The organism is Pseudomonas sp. S3(2024), from assembly GCF_036861315.1.
Lineage (GTDB): Bacteria > Pseudomonadota > Gammaproteobacteria > Pseudomonadales > Pseudomonadaceae > Aquipseudomonas > Aquipseudomonas putida_A.
Window position 1 is genome coordinate 179677 of the sequence record NZ_JAZAQQ010000002.1, and the last position, 16707, is coordinate 196383.

Below are 16707 nucleotides of genomic sequence, written 5' to 3' on the forward strand. Positions count from 1 at the left end.
GCGGCGTGATGCTGAACAAATATCCTCTGTGGAAATACATTCTGATCCTGGCGGTGCTGGCGGTCGGTCTGATTTATTCCGCTCCCAATCTATACCCCGATGACCCGGCCATTCAGATCAGCGGCGCCAGCACGGCACTGCAGGTCAATCAGGCCGATCTGGATCGCGTCAGCACCGCGCTGCGTGAGTCCGGGATCAACGTCAAGGCAGCTTCGCTGGCCGCCAACGGCAAGGGCGGTCTGATCCGTCTGGCCAAGGCTGAAGACCAGCTGCCGGCCAAAGACGTTGTGCGCAAGGCATTGGGTGATGACTACGTCGTCGCACTGAACCTGGCACAAACCACCCCGCAATGGCTGCGCAACCTCGGCGCGCACCCGATGAAGCTGGGTCTGGACTTGTCCGGTGGTGTGCACTTCCTGCTGGAAGTGGACATGGACAAAGCCCTCGACGCCCGCCTGAAAGTCTACGAAGGCGACGTCAAGAGCCTGCTGCGCAAAGAGAAGCTGCGCTATCGCAGCCTGCCACAACTGGGCGGCGCCATTCAGTTGGGCTTCAGCGATGCTGACTCCCGCGAACAGGCCCGTGCGCTGATCCGCAAGAACTTCAACGATTTCGACATTGTTCCGGCCGACCTCAACGGTCAACCGGTGCTGCGTCTGGCGATGACCCCGGCCAAGCTGGCGGAAATCCGTGAATACTCCATCAAGCAGAACTTGACCACGGTACGTAACCGCGTCAACGAGCTGGGTGTTGCCGAACCGATCGTTCAGCGTCAGGGCGCCAACCGCATCGTGGTTGAGCTGCCGGGCGTGCAGGACACTGCCGAAGCCAAGCGTATTCTCGGCAAGACGGCCAACCTTGAGTTCCGTCTGGCTGCAGAGCCGGGTGCTTCGAAAGCCACTTCCGAAACCTTCGAGTTCCGTGAAGGCAAGCGTCCTCCTGCGCAGATCGAGCGTGGCCTGATCATCACCGGTGACCAGGTAACCGACGCCAAGGCTGGTTTCGGCGAGCACGGCACACCAGAAGTGAACATCCGTCTGGACGGTCACGGTGGCGAGCTGATGAGCCGCGCGACCCGTTCGAACGTCGGTCGCAGCATGGCGGTGATCTTCATCGAACAACGTCCGGTGACCACTTACACCAAGCAGGTTGTCGACGGCGTCGAGAAAGACGTGCCGGTTCAGACCTTCAAGGAAGAGAAGAAGATCATCAGTCTGGCGACCATTCAGTCGCCGCTGGGTGCGCAGTTCCGCATCACCGGCCTGAACGGCCAGGGCGAATCGTCCGAGCTGGCGCTGCTGCTGCGTGCCGGTGGTCTGGCCGCTCCGATGTACTTCGCTGAAGAGCGCACAATCGGTCCGAGCCTGGGTGCTGACAACATCACCAAAGGTATCGATGCGTCGCTGTGGGGCATGCTGTTCGTCTCGCTGTTCATTATCGCCATCTACCGCTTCTTCGGCGTGATCGCCACGGTCGCGCTGGCGGTGAACATGGTGCTGCTGCTGGCGCTGATGTCGCTGCTGGGTGCAACGCTGACCCTGCCGGGTATCGCCGGTATCGTCCTGACCATGGGTATGGCGGTCGACGCCAACGTGCTGATCTTCTCGCGGATCCGTGAAGAGATCGCCGCCGGCATGACCGTGCAACGTGCAATCAACGAAGGCTTCGGCCGGGCATTCACCGCGATTCTCGACGCCAACCTGACCACTCTGCTGGTCGGCGGCATCCTCTTTGCCATGGGCACCGGCCCGGTGAAGGGCTTCGCAGTGACCATGTCCCTCGGGATCTTTACCTCGATGTTCACGGCCATCATGGTGACCCGCGCAATGGTCAACCTGATCTTCGGCGGACGTGACTTCAAGAAGTTGTGGATTTAAGGGGCTGCCATGTTACGTACAATCAACTTCATGGGCGTTCGCAACTTTGCGTTCGGCGTCACTGTGTTTCTCACCGTTCTGGCCTTGTTCAGCGTTTTCCACAAGGGCATGAACTGGGGTCTGGACTTCACCGGCGGTACGCTCATCGAGCTGACCTACGAGCGTCCGGCTGACGTCACCAAAGTGCGCGAGCAACTGGTGACGTCCGGTTACCACGAAGCCATCGTGCAGAACTTCGGTGCGACCACTGACCTGCTGGTGCGCATGCCGGGTGAAGATCCGCAGCTGGGCCATCAGGTAGCAGACGCGCTGCAGAAAGTCGGCGGCGACAACCCGGCGACGGTCAAGCGTGTCGAGTTCGTCGGCCCGCAGGTCGGTGAAGAACTGCGCGACCAGGGCGGCCTCGGCATGCTCCTGGCGCTCGGCGGCATCCTGATCTACCTGGCTTTCCGCTTTCAGTGGAAATTCGCGGTCGGCGCCATCGTTTCGCTGATTCACGACGTGATCGTGACTGTCGGTATCCTGTCGTTCTTCCAGATCACCTTCGACCTGACGGTGCTGGCGGCAGTACTGGCGATCATCGGTTACTCGCTGAACGACACCATCGTCGTGTTCGACCGGGTTCGTGAGAACTTCCGTGTGCTACGCAAGGCTTCGCTGATCGAGAACATCAACATCTCGACCACCCAGACCTTGCTGCGGACCATGGCGACGTCGATCTCCACTTTGCTGGCGATCGCTGCGCTGCTGTTCTTCGGTGGCGACAACCTGTTCGGCTTCTCCATCGCCCTGTTCATCGGTGTGCTGGCGGGTACCTACTCGTCGATCTACATCGCTAACGTGGTACTGATCTGGCTGAACCTGAGCACCGAGGATCTGATTCCTCCGGCCAACACCGAGAAGGAAGTCGACGACCGTCCATAACGGCCATCGCTTCACCGGTTGTCAGCCCGAAAAAGGCGCGAGTTGAACTCGCGCCTTTTTTTATGCTCCAAGGCTGGGAGAAGCGCGGGCGTGTCCCGCATGTGATGGTCAGGAGGTTCATGTGAACAAGTCGTTGCTGGTTGGTGCGGTATTGGGTGCTGTCGGTGTGACTGCCGGGGGTGCTGTTGCCACCTACAGCCTGGTTAAAAGCGGCCCTGAGTATGCGCAAGTGCTGGCCGTTGAGCCGGTCAAAACACAGATCAAGACTCCACGTGAAGTGTGCAAGGATGTTGCTGTAACCCGCCAGGCGCCGGTCAAGGATCAACACCAGATCCTCGGTACCGCGATTGGTGCGGTAGCGGGTGGTTTGCTGGGTAACCAGATTGGCGGCGGTACCGGCAAGAAGATTGCCACGGTCGCTGGCGCGGTTGGTGGCGGTTATGCCGGTAACAAGGTGCAGGAAGGCATGCAGAACCGAGACACCTACACCACCACTCAGACTCGCTGTAACACCGTGAATGACATCAGCGACAAGGTTGTCGGTTACGACGTGCGTTACTCGCTGGATGGCAAGGAAGGCAAAGTGCGGATGGATCGCGATCCGGGCAACCAGATTCCGGTCGACAAGGAAGGCAAGTTGATTCTGTCGCAGAATCAGCCGGGTCAATAACAGTCCGACTGTTTAAAAAAGAAGCACCCTGCGGGGTGCTTTTTTGTGCCTGCGATTCAAGCCTCACCACAAAGACCCTGTGGGAGCGGGCTTGCTCGCGAATGCGGTCTACCATCCAGAATTAATGTTGGCTGACGCGCCGCCTTCGCGAGCAAGTCCGCTCCCACAGTGGATTTGAGTGGAGGCTGAAATCGCAGGCATAAAAAAAGCACCCCGAAGGGTGCTTTTTGCGTTTCGCAGGAAGCTTAGCGCTTCAGCGAAGCCGGCAGGTGCGGCTGGATCGCCGTCAGTACTGCCTTGAAGCATTTGGTGTTGCCGGCAACGATGTGGCCTTTTTCAAGGAAATCGTGACCGCCGGTGAAGTCGCTCACCAAGCCGCCAGCTTCTTGAATCAGCAGGGCGCCGGCAGCCATGTCCCACTCGGACAGGCCCGATTCCCAAAATGCATCGAAACGACCGGCAGCCACGTAGGCCAGGTCCAGGCTGGCGGAGCCGGCGCGGCGGATGCCGGCAGTCTGGCCAACCAGGGCGCGGAACATGCCCAGGTAGTTATCGAGGTTGTCCATCTGGTCGTCACGGAACGGGAAGCCAGTGCCCAGCAGAGCGCCGTCGAGGCTGGTGCGACCGCTGACGCGCAGACGACGACCGTTCAGTTGAGCGCCGCGACCACGGCTGGCGGTGAATTCTTCCTGGCGAACCGGGTCCAGAACCACTGCGTGCTCCAGGCGACCACGGTATTTGCAGGCAATGCTGACAGCAAAGTGAGGAATGCCACGCAGGAAGTTGGTGGTGCCGTCCAGTGGATCGATGATCCACAGGTACTCTTCGCCTTCGATGCCGTTACCGACGTGCATGCCGGTCTCTTCACCCTGGATCGAGTGATTCGGGTAAGCCTTGCGCAGAGCATCGATGATTTTCTGTTCGGCGGCGCGATCGACCTCGGATACATAATCCTTGGCGTCTTTTTCGTCGACCTTGATGGTATCCAGGCGCTCGATGGAGCGGAAGATCAGTTCACTGGCGCTGCGGGCGGCGCGCAGCGCGATATTCAGCATGGGCTGCATGGATGTGTCACCTAAGGTTGTTAAAGAAAGCCGCGCATTCTATCAGAACTTTTCTTCAGGTGAAGGTCGCTGTTCGCTTTCATAGCTTAACGGTAGGCTGTTCTGTAAGATTTGCACCCCTTTCCTGTGTCCGAGAGCGCCTCCCTTGCTGCAGAACATCCGTGTCGTCCTGGTCAATACCAGCCACCCCGGCAACATCGGCGGGGCCGCGCGCGCCATGAAAAACATGGGTCTGTCGCGGCTGGTGCTGGTCGAACCGCGCCTGTTTCCGCATCATGAAGCCGATGCGCGTGCTTCCGGTGCCGGTGACATCCTTGAAAGCGCGCAAGTCGTCGCCACTCTGGAAGACGCCCTGGTCGGCTGCAATCTGGTGCTCGGCACCAGCGCCCGTGACCGGCGCATTCCCTGGCCGCTGCTCGATCCCCGCGAATGCGGGAGCAAAGTGGTCGAGGAAGCGGGGCAGGGCGCACAAATCGCGTTGGTGTTCGGTCGTGAAGACTCCGGCCTGACCAACGAGGAGCTGCAGCGATGTCACTTTCACGTGCACATCCCCTCCGATCCTGAGTTCAGCTCGTTGAACCTCGGGGCGGCGGTGCAGGTGTTGAGCTACGAAGTGCGCATGGCCTGGCTGGCCGCTCAAGGGCAGCCGACCAAGATCGAGAAAGAAGAAGTGGCCTCGGTGAAAAGCGCCGAGCTCGCGACCATGGATGAGCTGGAGCGCTTTTACGAGCATCTGGAGCAGACGCTGGTCGCCATCGAATTTCTTGATCCGGAAAAGCCGCGGCACTTGATGGCGCGTCTGCGCCGATTGTACGGACGCAGCTCGGTCAGCCGGGCGGAAATGAATATTTTGCGTGGCATCCTCACGGAAACCCAGAAAGCGGCCCGTGGTGAGCTTCTTAAGCGGAAGGACTGAATGATGTTTGAGCGTTTGCGTGAAGATATCCAGAGCGTATTCCATCGAGACCCGGCGGCGCGTAACGCTTTTGAAGTCCTGACCTGCTACCCCGGTATGCACGCGATCTGGATTCATCGGTTGGCCGGGATGCTGTGGCGCAACGAGCTGAAATGGCTGGCGCGGCTGGTATCGAATTTCGGTCGCTGGCTGACCGGGATCGAGATTCATCCGGGTGCCAAAGTTGGTCGGCGCTTTTTCATTGACCACGGCATGGGCATCGTTATTGGTGAAACCGCCGAGATCGGCGATGACGTGACTATTTATCAGGGCGTGACCCTCGGCGGCACCAGTTGGAACAAGGGCAAGCGCCACCCGACGCTGGGTGATGGAGTTGTCGTGGGTGCTGGTGCCAAAGTGCTCGGTCCATTCACGGTGGGGGCTGGCGCGAAAGTCGGCTCCAATGCAGTGGTCACCAAGGAAGTGCCGCCGGGCGCCACAGTGGTGGGGATTCCGGGGCGGATCATCGTCAAAACCGATGAAGAGCAGGACGCCAAGCGCAAAGCGATGGCTGAGAAGATCGGCTTCGATGCTTATGGTGTCAGCGAAGACATGCCCGATCCGGTGGCCCGAGCCATCGGTCAGTTGCTCGATCACCTGCAAGCGGTGGATGGACGGCTGGAAGGGATGTGCGGCGCGCTGAAGGATCTGGGCAGTAATTATTGTGCGAAAGATCTGCCTTCGCTGCGCGAAGAAGACTTCGCCTGCGTCAAAGGCAAAGACGAATCCAAAGCCGGCTGACACGCTTTTGTAGGAGCTGCCGAAGGCTGCGATCTTTTGATCTTATAAGCGGCAAAATCAAAAGATCGCAGCCTGCGGCAGCTCCTACAGGTTCCATCGGCAGGGTGGTGTGCCATTAAGCCGCAGACCCTGCTATCATTCGCGCGCTCTTTTGCGGGTAAACCCGACTAAAGCACTAGGTCTTATAGTTGACTTAAATGCTCGGGAATTGCATACTCCCGCCCATTCCGAACTCCGTGGTAATTGTCCATGCGACTGACTACAAAAGGCCGATACGCCGTGACCGCCATGCTTGACCTGGCGTTGCACGCGCAGCACGGGCCGGTGTCCCTGGCCGATATCTCCGAGCGCCAAGGCATCTCCCTGTCCTATCTCGAACAGCTTTTCGCCAAGCTGCGCCGCAGTAACCTGGTTTCCAGTGTTCGCGGTCCAGGCGGTGGTTACCAGCTGTCGCGCGACATGCAGGGCATCCAGGTGGCTCAGGTGATCGATGCGGTCAACGAATCGGTCGATGCTACAAAGTGCCAGGGCCAGGGCGACTGCCATTCCGGCGACACCTGCCTGACTCATCACCTGTGGTGCGACCTGAGCCTGCAGATTCACGAATTTCTCAGCGGTATCAGCTTGGCCGACCTCGTAACTCGCCGTGAGGTGCAGGAAGTGGCCCAGCGTCAGGATCAGCGTCGTTGCAATGGCAAGGCGCCGCGCCTGGACAAGATTGAAGCGTCCGCCGTCGAATGACAGCCAAAGAGCTAGCGGCACGCCAGCCAGCCTGATTTAGGAGATAGTCCATGAAATTGCCGATTTACCTTGATTACTCTGCGACCACCCCGGTCGATCCGCGCGTTGCGCAAAAGATGAGTGAATGCCTGCTGGTCGACGGAAACTTCGGTAACCCGGCGTCCCGTTCCCACGTGTTCGGCTGGAAAGCTGAAGAGTCCGTCGAAAACGCCCGTCGTCAGGTGGCCGATCTGGTCAACGCCGACCCGCGTGAAATCGTCTGGACGTCCGGCGCCACCGAATCCGACAACCTGGCGATCAAGGGTGCGGCGCATTTCTATGGCTCCAAAGGCAAGCACCTGATCACCAGCAAGATCGAACACAAGGCCGTTCTCGACACCATGCGCCAACTGGAGCGTGAAGGTTTCGAAGTGACCTACCTCGAGCCGACCGAAGACGGTCTGATCACCCCGGCGATGATCGAAGCGGCACTGCGCGAAGACACCATTCTGGTGTCGGTGATGCACGTGAACAACGAAATCGGCACCATCAATGACATCGCTGCCATCGGCGAACTGACCCGCTCCAAGGGCGTTCTGCTGCATGTTGACGCGGCTCAGTCCACTGGCAAGGTCGACATTGACCTGCAGAAGCTGAAAGTCGACATGATGTCGTTCTCCGCCCACAAAACCTACGGCCCTAAAGGCATCGGCGCGCTGTACGTCAGCCGCAAGCCGCGTGTGCGCATCGAAGCGACCATGCACGGCGGCGGTCACGAGCGCGGCATGCGTTCCGGCACGCTGGCGACCCACCAGATCGTCGGCATGGGCGAAGCGTTCCGTGTAGCCAAGGAAGACATGGCTGCCGAAAACGTGCGCATCAAAGCCCTGAGCGACCGCTTCTACAAGCAGGTCGAGCATCTGGAAGAGCTGTACGTCAACGGCAGCCTGACCGCCCGCGTTCCGCACAACCTGAACCTGAGCTTCAACTACGTTGAAGGCGAGTCGCTGATCATGGCGCTCAAGGATCTGGCGGTATCGTCCGGTTCGGCCTGCACCTCGGCGTCCCTGGAGCCTTCGTACGTGCTGCGTGCCCTCGGCCGCAACGACGAACTGGCACACAGCTCGATCCGTTTCACCTTCGGCCGTTTCACCACCGAAGAAGAAATCGACTACGCCGCGCAGAAAGTCTGCGAGGCCGTTACCAAGCTGCGCGCTCTGTCGCCGCTGTGGGACATGTACAAAGACGGTGTCGACATTTCGAAAATCGAGTGGGCGGCACACTGATTTCAAGTCGCCGCGAACCGGCCCTGCGACCCCAGGTTGCAGGGCTTAAAGAGCGACTCTCTGATGAGTGAGGATTAAGCACCATGGCTTACAGCGAAAAGGTCATCGACCACTACGAAAACCCGCGCAACGTCGGCAAGATGAACGCGGAAGACCCGGATGTCGGCACCGGCATGGTCGGCGCTCCGGCGTGCGGCGACGTGATGCGTCTGCAGATCAAGGTAAACGATCAGGGCGTTATCGAAGACGCCAAGTTCAAGACTTACGGCTGCGGTTCGGCAATCGCTTCCAGCTCCCTGGCCACCGAGTGGATGAAGGGCAAGACGCTGGACGAAGCCGAGACCATCAAGAACACTCAGCTGGCCGAAGAACTGGCTCTGCCGCCAGTGAAAATCCACTGCTCGGTACTCGCTGAAGACGCTATCAAAGCGGCTGTTCGCGACTACAAGCAGAAGAAAGGCTTGATCTAAGCATTGCGCGACGAGTAAGGAGTCAACGATGGCTATCAGCATGACAGAAGCGGCTGCTCGACACGTGCGACGCTCCCTCGACGGGCGCGGCAAAGGTGAAGGGATTCGTCTGGGTGTTCGCACCACGGGCTGTTCCGGCCTTGCCTACGTGCTGGAGTTTGTCGACGAGGTGGTTGCCGAGGATCAGGTGTTCGAAAGTCACGGCGAGAAAGTGATCATCGACCCGAAAAGCCTGGCTTACCTGGACGGCACCGAGCTCGATTTCGTCAAGGAAGGGTTGAACGAAGGCTTCAAGTTCAACAATCCCAACGTACGCGGTGAATGTGGCTGCGGCGAAAGCTTCAACATCTGAGGCTTGTCGTGGGTATTCCTTGTCATTTCGCTTTATTCGAGCTGCAGCCGAGCTTTCGCCTGGATCTCGAGCAGTTGGCCACGCGCTACCGTGAGTTGGCGCGCGGTGTTCATCCTGACCGCTTTGCCGACGCTTCCGAGCGCGAGCAGCGCTCAGCGCTCGAGCAGTCTGCGCGGCTTAACGACGCGTATCAGACGCTCAAGAGTCCTGCCCAGCGTGCACGCTACCTGCTGACCATCAGCGGGCATGAAGTGCCGATGGAAGTCACGGTCCATGACCCCGAGTTTCTCTTGCAGCAGATGCAATGGCGCGAAGAGCTCGAAGACCTCCAGGACAGCGCCGATCTCGACGGTGTCGCGGTATTCAAGCGTCGCCTGAAGGTGGCTCAGGAACAGTTGAACGAAAGCTTCGCAGCCTGTTGGGATGATGCAGCGCAACGCGAACAGGCCGAACGCCTGATGCGGCGCATGCAGTTCCTCGACAAGCTCACCTACGAAGTGCGCCAGTTAGAAGAGCGCCTCGACGATTAACCCAGTGCCGCTCCGGTCGCACGCCTGATATACAGATAAGTCCTGATCACGATGGCCCTACTGCAGATCGCCGAACCCGGCCAAAGTCCTCAACCGCACCAGCGTCGTCTGGCTGTGGGAATCGACTTGGGCACTACCAATTCGCTGGTCGCTGCGTTGCGCAGTGGTCTTTCCGAGCCACTGGCCGACGCTGACGGGCAGGTCATCCTGCCGTCCGCCGTGCGTTATCACGCCGACCGCGTCGAGGTTGGCGAATCGGCCAAACTGGCCGCGTCCTCCGATCCCTTGAATACTGTGCTGTCGGTCAAGCGCCTGATGGGGCGTGGTTTGTCCGACGTCAAGCAATTGGGCGAGCAACTGCCATACCGCTTTGTCGGCGGCGAATCGCACATGCCGTTCATCGACACCGTACAAGGCCCGAAAAGCCCGGTCGAAGTCTCCGCCGATATCCTCAAGGTCCTGCGTCAGCGTGCTGAAGCGACCCTGGGTGGCGAGCTGGTCGGTGCGGTGATCACCGTTCCGGCGTATTTCGACGATGCGCAGCGCCAAGCCACCAAGGATGCGGCGAAACTCGCCGGTCTGAATGTGCTGCGTCTGCTCAACGAGCCGACCGCTGCTGCCGTGGCGTATGGTCTGGATCAACACGCCGAAGGTCTGGTCGCAATCTACGACTTGGGCGGCGGTACGTTCGATATTTCGATTCTGCGTTTGACTGGCGGTGTTTTCGAAGTGCTGGCCACTGGCGGCGACAGCGCGCTGGGCGGCGATGACTTCGATCATGCGATTGCCGGCTGGATCATTGAGAGCGCCGGCCTGTCCGCCGACCTCGACCCGGGCGCACAACGCAATCTGCTGCAAACCGCCTGTGCGGCCAAAGAAGCCCTGACCGATGCGGCCAGCGTTGAAGTCGCCTACGGTGACTGGAAAGCGCAGCTGACCCGCGAAGCCTTCGATGCGCTGATCGAGCCGATGGTTGCTCGCAGCCTGAAAGCCTGCCGCCGCGCCGTGCGTGATTCCGGTATCGAACTGGAAGACGTGCATGCCGTGGTCATGGTCGGTGGTTCGACTCGTGTGCCGCGCGTTCGTGAAGCGGTCGCCGAAGCCTTCGGTCGTCAGCCATTGACGGAAATCGACCCGGATCAAGTGGTGGCCATCGGGGCCGCGATCCAGGCGGATACGCTGGCTGGCAACAAGCGCGATGGCGGCGAACTGCTGCTGCTCGACGTGATTCCACTGTCCCTTGGGCTGGAAACCATGGGCGGGCTGATGGAGAAGGTGATTCCGCGCAACACCACCATCCCGGTCGCCCGTGCGCAGGACTTCACTACTTATAAAGACGGCCAGTCGGCCATGGCGATCCATGTGCTGCAGGGTGAGCGCGAGCTGATCAGCGACTGCCGCTCCCTGGCACGCTTCGAACTGCGCGGCATTCCGGCGATGGTGGCCGGTGCGGCGAAGATTCGCGTGACCTTCCAGGTCGATGCCGACGGTCTGCTCAGCGTGTCTGCCCGTGAACTGGGTTCGGGCGTCGAGGCGAGCATTCAGGTCAAGCCGTCCTACGGTCTGACCGACGGTGAAATCGCCAAGATGCTCAAGGATTCGTTCCAGCACGCCAACGACGACAAGGTCGCCCGCGTCCTGCGCGAGCAGCAAGTCGATGCCCAGCGCCTGATCGAAGCGGTGCAGGGTGCTCTGGAGGCTGATGGCGAGCGTTTGCTCGACTCCGAGGAGCGCATGGTCATCGAGCTGCAGATGCAGGAACTGGCCGAACTGATGAAAGGCACCGATGGTTACGCTATCGAGCAGCAGACCAAGCGTCTGTCGCAAGTGACCGATGCTTTTGCCGCCCGCCGCATGGATCTGACGGTGAAAGCCGCTCTGTCGGGGCGCAATCTGAATGAAATCGAGGATATCTGATGCCGCAGGTCATTTTTCTGCCCCACGAGAAGTTCTGCCCTGAAGGCATGGTCGTCGAGGCCGAACCCGGCACTTCGATTCTCGAGCTGGCTCACGAACACCACATCGAGATGGAAAGCGCCTGCGGTGGCGTCTGCGCCTGCACCACTTGCCACTGCATCATCCGCGAGGGTTTCGACTCGCTGGAAGAGGCGGACGAGCTGGAAGAAGACTTCCTCGATCGCGCCTGGGGTCTGGAGGCGCAATCGCGTCTGGCCTGTCAGGCTATCGTTGGTGAAGAAGACATCACCGTCGAGATTCCGAAATATTCGCTTAACCATGCGGCCGAAGCGCCGCACTGACTGGTAAGACTGTCATGAGCTACGGTTGGAATGATGTTCAACGCATTGCAGAAGAATTGGCCGAAGCCAAGCCGGATGTAGATCCGCTTTCTGTCAATTTCGTCGACCTGCAGCGATGGATCATGGAATTGCCTGACTTCGACAACACCTCTGGCCGTGTCGGCGAGAAGGTGTTGGAAGCGGTTCAGGCACTCTGGATCGATGAAGTCGACTGATCGTCCTCGCAGGTTAGGCAATACCCAAGAACCCGCGTATAATTCGCGGGTTTAATTTTTCGCAAATTACCGTTTCTGGAGTTACACCATGGCTGTTCAACGTACTTTCTCCATCATCAAGCCTGACGCTGTTGCAAAAAACGTCATCGGCGAGATCACCACTCGTTTCGAAAAAGCAGGCCTGCGCGTTGTAGCTTCGAAACTGAAGCAGCTGTCCAAAGCCGAAGCTGAAGGCTTCTACGCTGAGCACAAAGAGCGCGGTTTCTTCGGCGACCTGGTTGCTTTCATGATCTCCGGTCCTGTTGTTGTTCAGGTTCTGGAAGGCGAAAACGCTATCGCTCTGAACCGTGAGCTGATGGGCGCTACCAACCCTAAAGAAGCTGCTGCCGGCACCATCCGTGCTGACTTCGCTGAGTCGATCGACGCCAACGCCGTTCACGGTTCGGACTCCGAAGCCGCTGCTGCTCGCGAAATCTCGTACTTCTTCGCAGCTACTGAAGTAACCACTCGCTAAGCATTGCTTTAAGAGTGAAGGTGAATCCATGACTACATCGACTGTTAAAACAAACCTGCTGGGTCTGACCCAGCCGGAAATGGAAAAATTCTTCGACTCAATCGGGGAGAAGCGTTTCCGTGCCGGTCAGGTAATGAAATGGATTCACCACTTTGGCGTCGATGATTTCGACGCCATGACGAACGTCAGCAAGGCCTTGCGCGACAAGCTCAAGGCTATTGCTGAGGTCCGTGGTCCCGAAGTGGTCAGCGAGGACATTTCCAGCGACGGCACCCGCAAGTGGGTGGTGCGCGTGGCGTCCGGCAGCTGTGTCGAGACCGTCTACATTCCCCAGGGCAAACGCGGCACGCTGTGCGTTTCGTCCCAGGCAGGCTGTGCCCTGGACTGCAGTTTCTGCTCCACCGGCAAGCAAGGCTTCAACAGCAACCTCACCGCCGCCGAAGTCATCGGTCAGGTGTGGATTGCCAACAAATCCTTCGGCAGTGTTCCCGCCACCATCGACCGCGCCATCACCAACGTGGTGATGATGGGCATGGGCGAACCGCTGCTGAACTTCGACAACGTCGTGGCCGCCATGCATCTGATGATGGATGACCTCGGTTACGGGATCTCCAAGCGCCGCGTGACCCTGTCCACTTCGGGCGTGGTGCCGATGATCGATGAGCTGGCCAAGCACATCGACGTCTCCCTGGCGTTGTCCCTGCACGCACCGAATGACGCATTGCGTAACCAATTGGTGCCGATCAACAAGAAATATCCGCTTAAGATGCTGCTCGAGTCGTGCCAGCGCTACATGTCCGCCCTGGGCGAGAAACGCGTGCTGACCATCGAGTACACCTTGCTCAAGGACGTCAACGACAAGCTTGAGCACGCCGTGGAAATGATCGAGCTGCTCAAAGACATTCCGTGCAAGATCAACCTGATTCCGTTCAACCCGTTCCCGCATTCCGGTTACGAGCGGCCGAGCAACAACGCCATTCGTCGGTTCCAGGATCAGTTGCATCAGGCCGGCTTTAACGTCACTGTCCGCACCACCCGTGGTGAAGACATCGACGCTGCGTGTGGTCAATTGGTAGGGCAGGTGCTGGATCGCACCCGTCGCAGTGAACGTTACATCGCCGTGCGCGAGTTGAGCGCCGACAGCGATCTGGCACAGAACGCCGCGAACACTAACTAAGAGAGGATCTCTATGTCCCTGCGCTTTGCGCTGCTGTTGCTGATGGCCAGCCTGTGTGCTGGTTGTGTCCTGTCGGGTGACTACAACCCGATGAAGACCAGCAAGGGCCGCGACGAAGCGCGTGCCGCCTACGTGCAGCTGGGACTGGGATACTTGCAGCAAGGGATGACCGAGCGCGCCAAGGTGCCGCTGAAGAAGGCGCTGGAGCTGGACGGCTCCGATCCTGATGCCAACGCTGCCCTCGGCCTGGTGTTCCAGGCCGAAATGGAGCCGAAGCTGGCCGACGAACATTTCCGCAAAGCCCTGTCCTCGCGTCCCACCGATGCACGAATCCTTAATAACTACGGCAGTTTTCTCTACGAAGAACAGCGTTACAAGGAAGCCTACGAGCGTTTTGAGCAGGCAGCCGCCGATACCCTGTATCCTGAGCGTTCGCGAGTCTTCGAGAACCTCGGCATGACCGCCTCGAAACTCGGTCAGCGGGATCTGGCACAGCAGCAACTGGAAAAAGCCCTGCGGCTGAACCGTCAACAACCGCGCGCTTTGCTGGAAATGGCTGAGTTGTCCTTCGAAGACAGGCATTATGTGCCCGCGCGTGACTATTACGACCGTTTCAGCCTGCTAACCGAGCAAAATGCACGTAGTCTATTGCTCGGCGTTCGGCTGGCAAAAGTGTTTGAAGATCGCGACAAGGCCGCCAGTTATGGCCTGCAATTAAAACGACTCTATCCCGGTACGCCGGAATATCAGCAATACCTGTCGGAGCAATGATGAAAGCGGCGCATCCCGAAGTTGTAGCAGCGACTCGCGTTAATCCCGGTGAGACTTTGCGCCAGGCCCGCGAAAGCAATGGCTGGTCGCTGGCCGAAGTGGCCCTCAAGCTCAACCTCACCGTGACTTCCCTGAGCAATCTTGAAGCTGGCGCTTTCGACAAGCTGCCAGGGCACACCTTCGCTCGCGGTTACATTCGCGCTTACGCCAAGTTGCTTGGCATGGACCAGACCGTTCTGGTTCAGCAATTCGACCAGTCCACCGGTACCGACTCCCAAGGCAGCAATGTGCATGCGCTGGGCCGTATCGAAGAGCCGGTGCGGGTTTCACACACTATTTTGCGTATTGTCAGCCTGCTGTTGCTGGTCGCGGTCATCGGCGGCGGTTTCGTCTGGTGGCAGGATCAGACCTCGCAGCGCAGCAAGGACGTGACCAGCCTGGCCCCGGAGCACGTTGAAGTCGAAGGCGCCGACGGCACCACACAGATTCACCCGATCGACGAGCCGGAAGACCAGGCCGTTGCCGAAGGTCAGGCCGAGGGCGCAACCGCGCTGGCACTGCCGCAATCGGAAACCACCGCTGAATCGACCGGTGCCGAGCCGGTTGCTCCGGCCACCGCACCCGCCGTCCCGGCTGCAACCACGCCAGCCGCACCGGTTCATACACCGGCCCCGGTTGTGGCGGCTCCGGCGACTCCGGCACCGAATGCCCCGGCCACACCAGCGCCGATGGTCACCGCACCAGTGGTAGCGGCTACCTCTGCGCCGACCGCAGAAGCAGCTGTCCCAGCGGCTGGCGACGGCCAGGTGCAACTGCAGTTCACCGCCGATTGCTGGGCACAGGTCACCGATGGTCGCGGCAAAGTGCTGTTCAGCGGTCTGAAACATAAAGGCGACAGCGTTTCAGTTTCCGGCAAGCCGCCACTGGCGGTGCGTCTGGGTGTGGCTCGCGCCGCACAGGTCAGCTACAACGGCCAACCGGTCGATATCGCTCCGTTCACCAGTGGCGAGACTGCTCGCCTGAAGTTGGGTCAATAAGTCATGCACGGCGAATCTCCAATCAAACGTCGCGTTTCGCGCAAGATCTGGGTCGGTAACGTACCTGTTGGCGGCGATGCGCCCATCGCTGTGCAGAGCATGACCAACAGCGACACCAATGATGTGGCTGCCACCGTCGCCCAGATCAATCGTCTGGAAGCGGCCGGCGTCGACATCGTCCGTGTTTCGGTACCGGACATGGACGCCGCCGAGGCGTTCGGCAGGATCAAGCAACTGGTCAAGGTGCCGCTGGTTGCCGACATCCACTTCGACTACAAGATCGCTCTGCGCGTCGCCGAACTGGGTGTGGACTGCCTGCGCATCAACCCGGGCAACATCGGTCGTGAAGACCGGGTGCGTGCCGTGGTCGATGCCGCCCGTGACCGCGGGATTCCGATCCGTATCGGCGTCAACGCCGGCTCGCTGGAAAAAGACCTGCAGAAGAAATACGGCGAACCGACCCCGGCTGCACTGGTCGAGTCCGCGCTGCGTCACGTCGAGCACCTCGAACGCCTGAATTTCCAGGACTTCAAGGTCAGCGTGAAAGCCTCCGACGTGTTCATGGCCGTCGAAGCCTACCGTCTGCTGGCGAAAGAAATCGTCCAGCCGCTGCACCTGGGCATCACCGAAGCCGGTGGATTGCGTTCGGGCACAGTGAAATCCGCCGTGGGCCTAGGTATGCTGCTCGCCGAGGGGATTGGCGATACTATCCGCATCTCGCTGGCGGCCGATCCGGTCGAGGAAGTGAAGGTCGGTTACGACATTCTCAAGTCTTTGCATCTGCGTTCCCGTGGCATCAACTTCATCGCCTGCCCGAGCTGCTCGCGGCAGAACTTCGATGTGGTCAAGACCATGAACGAGCTGGAAGGGCGCCTTGAAGACCTGCTGGTGCCGCTGGATGTCGCGGTGATCGGTTGCGTGGTCAACGGCCCCGGCGAAGCCAAGGAAGCCCATATCGGCTTGACCGGCGGCACGCCAAACCTGATTTACATCGACGGCAAGCCGTCGCAGAAACTGACGAATGACAATCTGGTGGACGAGCTGGAAAAGCTGATCCGCGAGAAAGCGGCCGAGAAGGTCGAAGCTGACGCAGCGGTCATCGCGCGCGGCTGAGCCTGACTGAAAGCCGAACGAATTTAAGGATTT

Annotated in this window: 19 protein-coding genes; 18 read left to right on the plus strand and 1 reads right to left on the minus strand. The window is 59.6% G+C overall.

The features are described from left to right. Positions 1-8 precede the first annotated feature (8 nt). The 3 genes from secD (at position 9) to VLA07_RS05575 (ending at position 3471) form a co-directional block, all read left to right on the plus strand. The gene (secD, locus tag VLA07_RS05565) at positions 9-1877 is read left to right on the plus strand and encodes a protein translocase subunit SecD (protein WP_103367340.1); all 1869 of its coding nucleotides are present in this window, start codon (positions 9-11) and stop codon (positions 1875-1877) included. A gap of 9 nt (positions 1878-1886) precedes the next feature. Continuing rightward, complete coding sequence (gene secF / locus VLA07_RS05570; RefSeq protein WP_047599292.1) at positions 1887-2801, plus strand: protein translocase subunit SecF; 915 nt, start codon at positions 1887-1889, stop codon at positions 2799-2801. A gap of 121 nt (positions 2802-2922) precedes the next feature. Beyond that, entirely contained in the window at positions 2923-3471 is a 549-nt protein-coding gene (locus VLA07_RS05575; RefSeq protein WP_041071808.1) for a glycine zipper 2TM domain-containing protein, read from the plus strand. A 245-nt stretch (positions 3472-3716) separates the two neighbouring features. On the opposite strand, the gene suhB is transcribed toward VLA07_RS05575, so the two are convergent. Continuing rightward, on the minus strand, positions 3717-4535 hold the full coding sequence (gene suhB, locus VLA07_RS05580; RefSeq protein WP_003227916.1) for a type III secretion system regulator SuhB: 819 nt from the start codon (positions 4533-4535) through the stop codon (positions 3717-3719). A 145-nt stretch (positions 4536-4680) separates the two neighbouring features. Here suhB and trmJ point away from each other — a divergent pair, with 145 nt between their 5' ends. The 15 genes from trmJ to ispG all read left to right on the plus strand — a co-directional run bounded on the left by trmJ (position 4681) and on the right by ispG (position 16674). Then, positions 4681-5451: a tRNA (cytosine(32)/uridine(32)-2'-O)-methyltransferase TrmJ gene (trmJ, locus tag VLA07_RS05585; protein ID WP_330207606.1), complete on the plus strand. Its 771-nt coding sequence runs from the start codon at positions 4681-4683 to the stop codon at positions 5449-5451. A gap of 3 nt (positions 5452-5454) precedes the next feature. Next, entirely contained in the window at positions 5455-6231 is a 777-nt protein-coding gene (gene cysE / locus VLA07_RS05590; protein WP_258603539.1) for a serine O-acetyltransferase, read from the plus strand. 249 nt (positions 6232-6480) lie between these two features. Beyond that, complete coding sequence (iscR, locus tag VLA07_RS05595; RefSeq protein ID WP_007956690.1) at positions 6481-6972, plus strand: Fe-S cluster assembly transcriptional regulator IscR; 492 nt, start codon at positions 6481-6483, stop codon at positions 6970-6972. A 50-nt stretch (positions 6973-7022) separates the two neighbouring features. Further along, the gene (locus VLA07_RS05600) at positions 7023-8237 is read left to right on the plus strand and encodes an IscS subfamily cysteine desulfurase (RefSeq protein WP_007964423.1); all 1215 of its coding nucleotides are present in this window, start codon (positions 7023-7025) and stop codon (positions 8235-8237) included. An 83-nt stretch (positions 8238-8320) separates the two neighbouring features. After that, the gene (gene iscU / locus VLA07_RS05605; RefSeq protein WP_003227907.1) at positions 8321-8707 is read left to right on the plus strand and encodes a Fe-S cluster assembly scaffold IscU; all 387 of its coding nucleotides are present in this window, start codon (positions 8321-8323) and stop codon (positions 8705-8707) included. A 28-nt stretch (positions 8708-8735) separates the two neighbouring features. Next, positions 8736-9059, plus strand: coding sequence for an iron-sulfur cluster assembly protein IscA (iscA, locus tag VLA07_RS05610; protein ID WP_003227904.1), 324 nt, complete (start codon positions 8736-8738; stop codon positions 9057-9059). 8 nt (positions 9060-9067) lie between these two features. Beyond that, complete coding sequence (hscB, locus tag VLA07_RS05615) at positions 9068-9589, plus strand: co-chaperone HscB (RefSeq protein ID WP_003227901.1); 522 nt, start codon at positions 9068-9070, stop codon at positions 9587-9589. Positions 9590-9640: 51 nt separating this feature from the next. Then, entirely contained in the window at positions 9641-11506 is a 1866-nt protein-coding gene (gene hscA / locus VLA07_RS05620) for a Fe-S protein assembly chaperone HscA (protein ID WP_103367341.1), read from the plus strand. Continuing rightward, positions 11506-11847 carry an ISC system 2Fe-2S type ferredoxin gene (gene fdx / locus VLA07_RS05625; RefSeq protein WP_007964424.1) on the plus strand — a complete coding sequence of 114 codons (342 nt, stop codon included), beginning with the start codon at positions 11506-11508 and terminating at the stop codon, positions 11845-11847. The genes hscA and fdx overlap by 1 nt, the downstream gene beginning before the upstream one ends. A 14-nt stretch (positions 11848-11861) precedes the next feature. Beyond that, positions 11862-12062: a Fe-S cluster assembly protein IscX gene (gene iscX, locus VLA07_RS05630; protein WP_103367342.1), complete on the plus strand. Its 201-nt coding sequence runs from the start codon at positions 11862-11864 to the stop codon at positions 12060-12062. 88 nt (positions 12063-12150) lie between these two features. After that, positions 12151-12576 carry a nucleoside-diphosphate kinase gene (gene ndk / locus VLA07_RS05635; RefSeq protein WP_007964426.1) on the plus strand — a complete coding sequence of 142 codons (426 nt, stop codon included), beginning with the start codon at positions 12151-12153 and terminating at the stop codon, positions 12574-12576. A gap of 28 nt (positions 12577-12604) precedes the next feature. Further along, the gene (gene rlmN, locus VLA07_RS05640) at positions 12605-13753 is read left to right on the plus strand and encodes a 23S rRNA (adenine(2503)-C(2))-methyltransferase RlmN (protein ID WP_003227893.1); all 1149 of its coding nucleotides are present in this window, start codon (positions 12605-12607) and stop codon (positions 13751-13753) included. Positions 13754-13765: 12 nt separating this feature from the next. After that, positions 13766-14524: a type IV pilus biogenesis/stability protein PilW gene (gene pilW, locus VLA07_RS05645; RefSeq protein ID WP_007964430.1), complete on the plus strand. Its 759-nt coding sequence runs from the start codon at positions 13766-13768 to the stop codon at positions 14522-14524. Beyond that, positions 14524-15561, plus strand: a complete 1038-nt coding sequence (locus VLA07_RS05650) for a RodZ family helix-turn-helix domain-containing protein (RefSeq protein WP_333988575.1) — start codon at positions 14524-14526, stop codon at positions 15559-15561. The genes pilW and VLA07_RS05650 overlap by 1 nt, the downstream gene beginning before the upstream one ends. 3 nt (positions 15562-15564) lie before the next feature. Beyond that, positions 15565-16674, plus strand: a complete 1110-nt coding sequence (ispG, locus tag VLA07_RS05655; RefSeq protein ID WP_007964434.1) for a flavodoxin-dependent (E)-4-hydroxy-3-methylbut-2-enyl-diphosphate synthase — start codon at positions 15565-15567, stop codon at positions 16672-16674. Positions 16675-16707: the final 33 nt, after the last annotated feature.

Bases quoted from the DNA above. Each gene is read 5' to 3' on its own strand.
- pilW (WP_007964430.1), top strand. From the start codon at position 13,766: ATGTCCCTGCGCTTTGCGCTGCTGTTGCTGATGGCCAGCCTGTGTGCT.
- secD (WP_103367340.1), top strand. From the start codon at position 9: ATGCTGAACAAATATCCTCTGTGGAAATACATTCTGATCCTGGCGGTG.
- rlmN (WP_003227893.1), top strand. From the start codon at position 12,605: ATGACTACATCGACTGTTAAAACAAACCTGCTGGGTCTGACCCAGCCG.
- suhB (WP_003227916.1), bottom strand. From the start codon at position 4,535: ATGCAGCCCATGCTGAATATCGCGCTGCGCGCCGCCCGCAGCGCCAGT.
- ispG (WP_007964434.1), top strand. From the start codon at position 15,565: ATGCACGGCGAATCTCCAATCAAACGTCGCGTTTCGCGCAAGATCTGG.
- iscR (WP_007956690.1), top strand. From the start codon at position 6,481: ATGCGACTGACTACAAAAGGCCGATACGCCGTGACCGCCATGCTTGAC.
- VLA07_RS05650 (WP_333988575.1), top strand. From the start codon at position 14,524: ATGAAAGCGGCGCATCCCGAAGTTGTAGCAGCGACTCGCGTTAATCCC.
- iscA (WP_003227904.1), top strand. From the start codon at position 8,736: ATGGCTATCAGCATGACAGAAGCGGCTGCTCGACACGTGCGACGCTCC.
- hscA (WP_103367341.1), top strand. From the start codon at position 9,641: ATGGCCCTACTGCAGATCGCCGAACCCGGCCAAAGTCCTCAACCGCAC.
- cysE (WP_258603539.1), top strand. From the start codon at position 5,455: ATGTTTGAGCGTTTGCGTGAAGATATCCAGAGCGTATTCCATCGAGAC.
- iscX (WP_103367342.1), top strand. From the start codon at position 11,862: ATGAGCTACGGTTGGAATGATGTTCAACGCATTGCAGAAGAATTGGCC.
- VLA07_RS05600 (WP_007964423.1), top strand. From the start codon at position 7,023: ATGAAATTGCCGATTTACCTTGATTACTCTGCGACCACCCCGGTCGAT.
- secF (WP_047599292.1), top strand. From the start codon at position 1,887: ATGTTACGTACAATCAACTTCATGGGCGTTCGCAACTTTGCGTTCGGC.
- fdx (WP_007964424.1), top strand. From the start codon at position 11,506: ATGCCGCAGGTCATTTTTCTGCCCCACGAGAAGTTCTGCCCTGAAGGC.
- iscU (WP_003227907.1), top strand. From the start codon at position 8,321: ATGGCTTACAGCGAAAAGGTCATCGACCACTACGAAAACCCGCGCAAC.
- ndk (WP_007964426.1), top strand. From the start codon at position 12,151: ATGGCTGTTCAACGTACTTTCTCCATCATCAAGCCTGACGCTGTTGCA.